The 7,004-nt window shown below is 65.6% G+C and carries 7 protein-coding genes; 2 read left to right on the top strand and 5 right to left on the bottom strand.

Annotation, left to right across the window (positions count from 1 at the left end; all coding sequences use genetic code 11):
* Positions 1-368, bottom strand: a 368-nt coding sequence (locus AC2FMM_RS16895) for an MFS transporter (protein WP_496797197.1), incomplete at its 3' end; no start/stop codon positions are given.
* A gap of 136 nt (positions 369-504) precedes the next feature.
* Here AC2FMM_RS16895 and AC2FMM_RS16890 point away from each other — a divergent pair.
* Positions 505-1,647 (top strand): DUF3095 domain-containing protein, encoded by a 1,143-nt coding sequence (locus AC2FMM_RS16890; RefSeq protein WP_496797196.1) that lies wholly within the window; start codon positions 505-507, stop codon positions 1,645-1,647.
* 7 nt (positions 1,648-1,654) lie between these two features.
* Here the strand turns inward: AC2FMM_RS16890 and AC2FMM_RS16885 are convergent, their stop codons facing one another.
* Complete coding sequence (locus AC2FMM_RS16885; protein WP_496797195.1) at positions 1,655-2,422, bottom strand: HpcH/HpaI aldolase family protein; 768 nt, start codon at positions 2,420-2,422, stop codon at positions 1,655-1,657.
* The gene (locus AC2FMM_RS16880) at positions 2,422-3,855 is read right to left on the bottom strand and encodes a pyridoxal phosphate-dependent decarboxylase family protein (RefSeq protein WP_496797194.1); all 1,434 of its coding nucleotides are present in this window, start codon (positions 3,853-3,855) and stop codon (positions 2,422-2,424) included. Before AC2FMM_RS16880 ends, AC2FMM_RS16885 begins: the two co-directional genes overlap by 1 nt.
* Positions 3,856-4,022: 167 nt before the next feature.
* On the opposite strand from AC2FMM_RS16880, the gene AC2FMM_RS16875 reads away from it, so the two are divergent.
* Positions 4,023-4,721, top strand: a complete 699-nt coding sequence (locus AC2FMM_RS16875; RefSeq protein WP_496797193.1) for a fumarylacetoacetate hydrolase family protein — start codon at positions 4,023-4,025, stop codon at positions 4,719-4,721.
* Positions 4,722-4,746: 25 nt separating this feature from the next.
* On the opposite strand, the gene AC2FMM_RS16870 is transcribed toward AC2FMM_RS16875, so the two are convergent.
* Both AC2FMM_RS16870 and AC2FMM_RS16865 read right to left on the bottom strand, forming a co-directional pair.
* A complete protein-coding gene (locus tag AC2FMM_RS16870; protein WP_496797192.1) occupies positions 4,747-5,991 on the bottom strand; it encodes a winged helix-turn-helix domain-containing protein in 1,245 nt (414 codons plus the stop codon).
* On the bottom strand, positions 5,966-6,991 hold the full coding sequence (locus AC2FMM_RS16865; RefSeq protein WP_496687741.1) for a LacI family DNA-binding transcriptional regulator: 1,026 nt from the start codon (positions 6,989-6,991) through the stop codon (positions 5,966-5,968). The genes AC2FMM_RS16870 and AC2FMM_RS16865 overlap by 26 nt, the downstream gene beginning before the upstream one ends.
* Positions 6,992-7,004: the final 13 nt, after the last annotated feature.

Raw genomic sequence — 7,004 nt, 5'->3', positions numbered from 1 at the left:
GGCGGATACTCGCGGGCAAAGATGAAATACGAGGCCATCAGAACCGGCGAACACCCGACCCCGATCAACGCCATCGCCAACGCCACGTGCAGGGGCGTCGTGGCCAGCGCGAACACCGCGGCCCCACCCGCGCCGCCGATCAGCAGCAGAACCGCCGCCGTCTGCCGCGGGCCAACCCGGTCCAGCGCCCAGCCCACCGGGATCTGCATGGCCGCAAAGACCAGAAACCACAGGCCCGAGGCCCAGGCCAGGTCCTCGGGCGTGGCGCCGATGTCGCGCGCCAGATCGGCGGTCAGAACCGCAAGGAACGCGCGGAAGAACTGGCTGAGGACATAGGCCAGACACAAGATCACCAAACCTGCCTGCATGTCAGTCTCCCTAACGTCCGCTTTGGCAGGATGCTTGGCACGTCCCGATGCCATGCACAAGCGCGTGTGATATGTTGCAATGTCGGGACAGGCACGCGGACTGCGCTAACATGATCTTGAGGTAATGGGAGGGACGATGAAAGACGCCGATCTGGGATTCTATGACCGGATTCCCGTCACGCGCGATTTTCTTGCCCTGTCCGACCCGGCGCGGTTCACGCCGGTCCCGGACGGTTGGATCGTCGGCGTGGCCGATATCGTGGACTCGACCGGCGAAATCGCCCGTGGCCGCTACAGAACCGTGAACACGGTGGGTGCGGCGGTGATCTCGGGTATGATCAACGCGCTGGGCGGTCAGAATTTCCCGTATGTATTCGGCGGCGACGGGGCCGGATTCGCCGTCGCGCCCGAACACGAATCCAAGGCACGCGCCACGCTGGCGGCGCTGCGCAGCTGGGCCGCGGCCGAGTTCGACATCGCCCTGCGCGCGGCCCTGGTGCCCGTGTCCGACCTGCGCGCGGCAGGGCACGACCTGCGGGTGGCACGCCATGCGCCGTCCTCAGGGGTGGACTACGCCATGTTCACCGGCGGCGGGCTGGCCTGGGCCGAGGCGCAGATGAAGGCCGGTCGGTACGAGGTTCCGCCCGCCGGGCCCGAGGCGCAGTCCGACCTGACGGGCCTGTCCTGCCGCTGGTCCAACAGCCCGGCGCGGCACGGGCAGATCGTGTCGCTGGTCATCCAGCCGACCGCCCGCGCGACCGAACGCGATTTTGCCGATTTGGCCCAATCGGTCCTGTCCGCCGCCGAGGCGCTGGAGCGCGCGGGTCATCCCGTGCCGGCTGGAGGACCGCCAATGAAATGGCCGCCGCCGGGGCTGGCGCTCGATGCTCATGTCTCGCGCGCGGGGCGCAACCTGGCGGTGCGCAAGGCCGCGCTGCTGGTACAGAACCTGCTGATCTGGCTGTTGTTCAAAACGGGCAAGAGACTGGGCGAGTTTGAGCCGGGCCACTACAAGACCATGGTCAGCCGAAATGCGGATTTCCGCAAATTCGATGACGGGTTGAAGATGACGCTGGATTGCGACGGCGAGACCCTGTCGCGGATCACCCGGCTGCTCGACGATGCGCGCGGGCGCGGCAAGGTTCGGTACGGCATCCATTCCCAGCACGAGGCGATGATGACCTGCGTCGTCCCCGCCGCCACCCGCGACGATCATGTGCATTTCGTCGATGGCGCCTCGGGCGGCTATGCACGGGCTGCCGCCGCGATGCGGGGTTGAGCCGGCCCTAGGCCTTCCACTTCGCGGCCAGCCCGCGCGCCGCCTGCGCCAGAAGCATCACGTCGATGCCGACCGCCAGAAACTGCGCGCCCATGTCGCGATAGGTCTGAACCGCTTCGTCATTGGTACCCAGAATGCCAGGCGCCTTGCCTGCGGCCCGGATCCGTTCCAGCGCATCGGCGATGGCCGAGCGGACCTCGGGCGCGGTGCTGTCGCCCTTGTATCCCATGTCGGTGGACAGATCGGCCGGGCCGATGAACACACCATCCACACCCTCGACCTGCAGGATCTCGTCCAGCGCGGCCAGGCCAGCCCGGTTCTCCACCTGCACCAGCAGGCAGATCTCGTCATCGGCGGTCTGCACATAGTCGCCGACCTGACCGTACATCGTCGCCCGCGACGCCGCCGCCCCGACGCCGCGCGCGCCTGTCGGCGGATAGCGGCAGGCCCGCACCAGTTCGCGCGCCTGGTCGGCGCTTTCGACGATCGGTACCAAAACGGTCTGGGCGCCGGCATCCAGCACCATCTTGATCAGCCAGGTCTCGCCCACGGGCACCCGCACCACCGGGTGCGAGCGGCTGTTGGCCAGCGCCATCAGCTGATCGCGGATCGAGCGGATGTCGTTTGGGGCATGTTCGCCATCGATCACCAGCCAGTCGAACCCGGCGGTTCCCATGATTTCGGCGGTGACGGGCTCGGCAAAACTCATCCAGCAGCCAATCTGCATTTCGCCCTGTGTCAGAGCCTGTTTGAACGGGTTTTTGGGGGCGGGCATCAGTTGTCCTCCTTCGGGGGTGTGGGCAAGGTGCGGGCGATTTGGGTGATAACGTCAAAGGCCATCCGGACGTCCTCCTCGGTGGTTTCGAACTGGCCGGCCTGGAAACGGATGACGATGTCGCCATCGACTCGGGTCTGGGTCAGATAGATGCGGCCGTCATCGTTGATGGCGTTGACCAGCCGCAGGTTCAGGTCGTCCAGATCCGCGGTGCCGGGTGGCTCATAGCGGAAAGTCCACAGGGACCACATGGGCGGGGTGACGATCCGGAAATCCGGCTCGGCCGCCAGCCGGTCATGCAGGTCGCGCGACCAGTTGACGTGGTTGCGCAGCCGCGCGCGCAACCCTTCCAGCCCGTAGGCGCGGATCACGAACCACAGTTTCAGCGCCCGGAACCGGCGGCCCAGCGGCACCGACCATTCCGAATAATTGATGATCCCGTCCTGGCCATGGGTTTTCAGGTATTCGGGGCTAATCGCCAGCGTCTGCACCAGATCGTCGGGGTTTTTCAGGAAATGCGCGCAGCAGTCGAACTGAACCCCCAACCATTTGTGCGGGTTGAAAACGATGCTGTCGGCCCGGTCGATCCCCGGCCAATAGTGGCGGTATTCGGGGCAGATCATCGCCGACCCGGCCCAGGCCGCATCCACATGCGTGTACAGCCCGTATTTCTGCGCGACTTTCAGGCACTCATCCACCGGATCGGTCGCGCCGGTTCCGGTGCCGCCGACGCACAGGATCACCCCCGCGGGGTGAAGGCCGGCGTCCAGATCGGCCCGGATCGTGGCCTCGAGCGCCGCCGGGTCCATGCCGCGCCAGTCACCCTTGATCGGGACACGCACCAGGTTGTCCTGCCCGATCCCGGCGACCCAGATGGCGCGGTCGACCGATGTGTGCACCTCGGACGAGCAATAGACGCGCAAGGGTTTCTGCCCGAACAGGCCCTGACGGTTGCCCTGCCAGTTCAGCGCCTTTTCCCGCATGGTCAGAACGGCGGCCAGCGTGGCCGAGGAGGCCGAATCCTGGATCACACCGGCAAACCCTTCGGGCAGGTCCAGCGCCTGCCGCAGCCAGTCCATCATCCGGGTTTCCATCTCGGTCGCCGCGGGCGAGGTTTGCCACAACATGCATTGCGGGGCGATCGCGCTGGCCAGAAACTCGGCCAGCACCGACGGCGCCGAGGCGTTCGAGTTGAAATAGGCGAAGAAGCGCGGGTGCTGCCAATGAGTGATGCCGGGCATCACGATCCGCTCGAAATCCTCGAATATCCCCTCGATCGGCTCGCCGGTTTCGGGTGGGGCGGGGGGCAGGGCGTTCAGCACGTCGCCCGGCCGGGTCCGGGCGCGCACGGGGTGATCACCGACGGTCTGGTGATAATGCTGTGCCCATTCGGCCACCCGCTTGCCCCAGTCCGAGAATTCACTCCATTGCATCGCGCGCCCTTCCGATCTTCGTGCGTGGTTTCCGTGACAGTGATGGACACGCTGCGGCGCAGGTCAATCGAAATTCCGAAACGGCCCCTTGCGCACCAGCGCCCGGACGGCTTGAACGTCCGTGTGTCATGCCTATGCTGCGGGCAACGGCCACGAACGGACACGCCATGACCCGACCCCTGTTTTCCCTGCCCGAACCCGTCGCGATCCCTATATCAGGCGAGGATACCACCTATCCGGTGGGGCGCATCTTTTGCGTCGGCCGGAACTATGCCGCCCATGCGGCCGAGATGGGAAACGAGGTCGACCGTGAGGCGCCGTTCTATTTCACCAAGTCCCCGCAGAACGCCACTCTGACCGGGCAGACCGTGCCTTACCCGCCGGGAACAGAGAATTATCATCACGAAATGGAACTGGCCTTGGCCATCGGTCGCCCGGTGTTTCAGGCGACGTCGCAGCAGGCTTGGGATGCCGTGTTCGGATATTGCTGCGCGCTGGACATGACACGGCGCGACCTGCAGATCCGCGAGCGCAACAAGCAGCGCCCCTGGGATCTGGGCAAGGATGTGGAAAACGGCGCGGTCTTCGCACCGCTGACCCGAGCCGCCGATTGGGCGGCGACAGATGACATTCGCATCCATCTGAGCGTCAACGGTGAGGTCCGGCAGGACGCCACCTTGTCCGAACTGATCTGGCAGATCGACGAGATCGTCATGCACCTGTCCCGGTTCTATCACCTGCGGCCCGGCGACCTGATCCTGACCGGAACGCCCGCCGGTGTCGGCCCGGTTGTCGCCGGAGACGTGCTGACCGGCGGTATCGACGGGCTGGACCCCGTCCGCCTAACCCTCGGGCCGGCGGAATAGACCCTAAGAAGGGTTTTTCAGCTGCTCAAACAGGCGCGCGAAGCCAGTCTGCGTCAAAGACGACCCGATCCAGCCCGGCAAACCGGCGCACCCGGTCCAGCTCGGCCTCGAGCCGCCGGGTGCGGGCGTGCGACCACCGGACCCCGCGCTCGGGCCACAGGGCGCGGACCCGCAAGGTGCCTTCGTCGCGATGGGCCTTCATGTCGATCCGTCCGATCAGACGGTCTTTCTCGAGCAGCGGAAAGACGTAGTACCCATAGGTGCGCTTGGCCTCGGGCACGAAGACCTCGATCCGGTAGTGGAAGCCGAACAGGCGCTGGGCGCGGTTGCGGTCGCGCAGCATCGGGTCGAACGGGCTGAGCACACGGATCCGCCCCGGCGCGGGGGCAGGGTCGGCAGCCCGGTCCGTCAGATCGGGCCGCGCAAACACGCGACGCATTCGACCATCGGCACATTCCACCTCGATTTCCTGCAGATCACCCCGTGTCAGAGCCTGTTTGCACCACTCTTTCGCCTCGGCAGGGGTGACCGTATCCCAAAAGGCGGCCAGTTCGCCCGAGGTGGCAAAGCCCAACCGGTCGAGCGCCGCGCGGCACAGCCAGTCCACCGTCGCGTGATGGTCGCACTCCATCACGCCGGGGCATAGATGGGTATCGATCACGCGCTCGGTCAGGTCGTATTGCTTTTGAAACCCTCGGCGCCCCACCACCGTCAGCGCGCCCGAGCGCCACAGGTATTCAAGCGCCGTTTTCGAGGGATGCCAATCCCACCAGCCGCCCGAGCTCTTTTTCTCATCCTGACCCAGATCGGCCGAGCATACCGGACCGTGGTCGCGGATGTGCCGCAGCACGGTCTCGAACTGCTGTTCGAACCCGTCGCGCCGCCAGTTGCGCCAGCGGGCCCGCAGCATCTCGGCGTCGCGCTGGAAGCGCAGATGCCAATGCGGATAGAACGCCATCGGGATCGCGGCGGCGTCGTGGGTCCAGTGTTCGAACAGGCCGCGGTCGCGCTCGTACAAGCGCTTGAGGTCGTTCGGCCGATAGGACGGGCGGCGCGAGAACAGGATCATGTCATGAGCGCGGGCAACGGTGTTGATGCTGTCGAGCTGCACGAACCCCAGCCGGTGGATCAGGTGCAGCAGATCGGGCCCCTTGGCCGGACCTGCCGGTTGTTCCGCCAGCGCGTGGCGGCCCATGAACAACGTACGGGCGGTTCGGTTGTCCAGCCGGGGTCGCGCGGGTGCCTCAGCGCCGCTTGAGCGTGTCGCCATAGCTGATCTTGGGCGTAAGGGTGATGCGGGTCTCTATCTCGGCGTCGGGATCGGCCCGCTTGGCGGCGATGATTTCGGCCGCCTTGCGCCCGATTTCCAATCGGCAGGCATCCATTGTCGCCAGCTTGCGCGGCAGACCCTGCAGCAGTTCAACGTTGTTGAATCCGGCCAGACCGATCTGCCCGGGCACATCGATACCTTGCTCAAGCAGGTACAGCAGCCCGCCTGCGCCGATCATGTCGTTGGAGTAATACAGGAAATCCAGATCCGGGGAGCGTTCAAGCATGGCCTTTGTCATCTCGCGCCCCTTGGCCAGGGCCGAACCGCCGGAATAGAACTCTCGGTCCTCGATCTCGATTCCGTGCTTGCCCAGAACTTCGGTGAAGCCCTCGAACCGTTTGCGCGCGCGGTGGTCCAACGGCATCTTGGTGCCCATGAAGCCGATATGCTGATACCCGGCCTTCAGGATCGCCTGCGCCATCTCGCGCCCGGCCCGGCGATGCGAAATGCCCACCATCGCGTCCACAGGCTTGCCGTCTGTATCCATGATCTCGACCACCGGAATGCCCGCCGAATCCAGCATGGCCCGCGCGGCCTCGGTGTGTTCCAGCCCGGCGATGATCACGCCCGAGGGACGCCACGAGAGCATCTCGTACAGAACCTTCTCCTCTTTTTCCGGCAGATAGTCGGTGACGCCGACCACGGGCTGCAACTCGGTATCCTCGAGCACCTGGTTGATGCCGGTCAGCACCTCGGGGAAGACCATGTTCGACAGCGACGGGATGATCACCGCCACCAGGTTCACCCGGCTCGAGGCCAGTGCACCGGCGATCTTGTTGGGCACGTACCCCAGCTCTTTCGCGGCGGCCAGAACCCGGGTTCGGGTGGCCTCGGACACATCGCCCCGATTGCGCAGGACCCGGCTGACCGTCATTTCCGACACACCGGACGCTTCAGAGACATCACGGAGGGTAAGCGGGCGTTTCGTTTCTGTTGTCACGGGGATACCTGCA

Source organism: Ruegeria sp. BHSC043 (assembly GCF_059612985.1).
The sequence above is the reverse complement of the archived record's forward strand: the minus strand, read 5'-3'. Positions and strand labels throughout refer to the sequence as shown.

What these genes read in the sequence shown, in the direction of transcription:
- AC2FMM_RS16870 (WP_496797192.1), bottom strand. Translation starts at nt 5,991, where the DNA reads ATGGCGACACGCTCAAGCGGCGCTGAGGCACCCGCGCGACCCCGGCTG.
- AC2FMM_RS16880 (WP_496797194.1), bottom strand. Translation starts at nt 3,855, where the DNA reads ATGCAATGGAGTGAATTCTCGGACTGGGGCAAGCGGGTGGCCGAATGG.
- AC2FMM_RS16890 (WP_496797196.1), top strand. Translation starts at nt 505, where the DNA reads ATGAAAGACGCCGATCTGGGATTCTATGACCGGATTCCCGTCACGCGC.
- AC2FMM_RS16875 (WP_496797193.1), top strand. Translation starts at nt 4,023, where the DNA reads ATGACCCGACCCCTGTTTTCCCTGCCCGAACCCGTCGCGATCCCTATA.
- AC2FMM_RS16885 (WP_496797195.1), bottom strand. Translation starts at nt 2,422, where the DNA reads ATGCCCGCCCCCAAAAACCCGTTCAAACAGGCTCTGACACAGGGCGAA.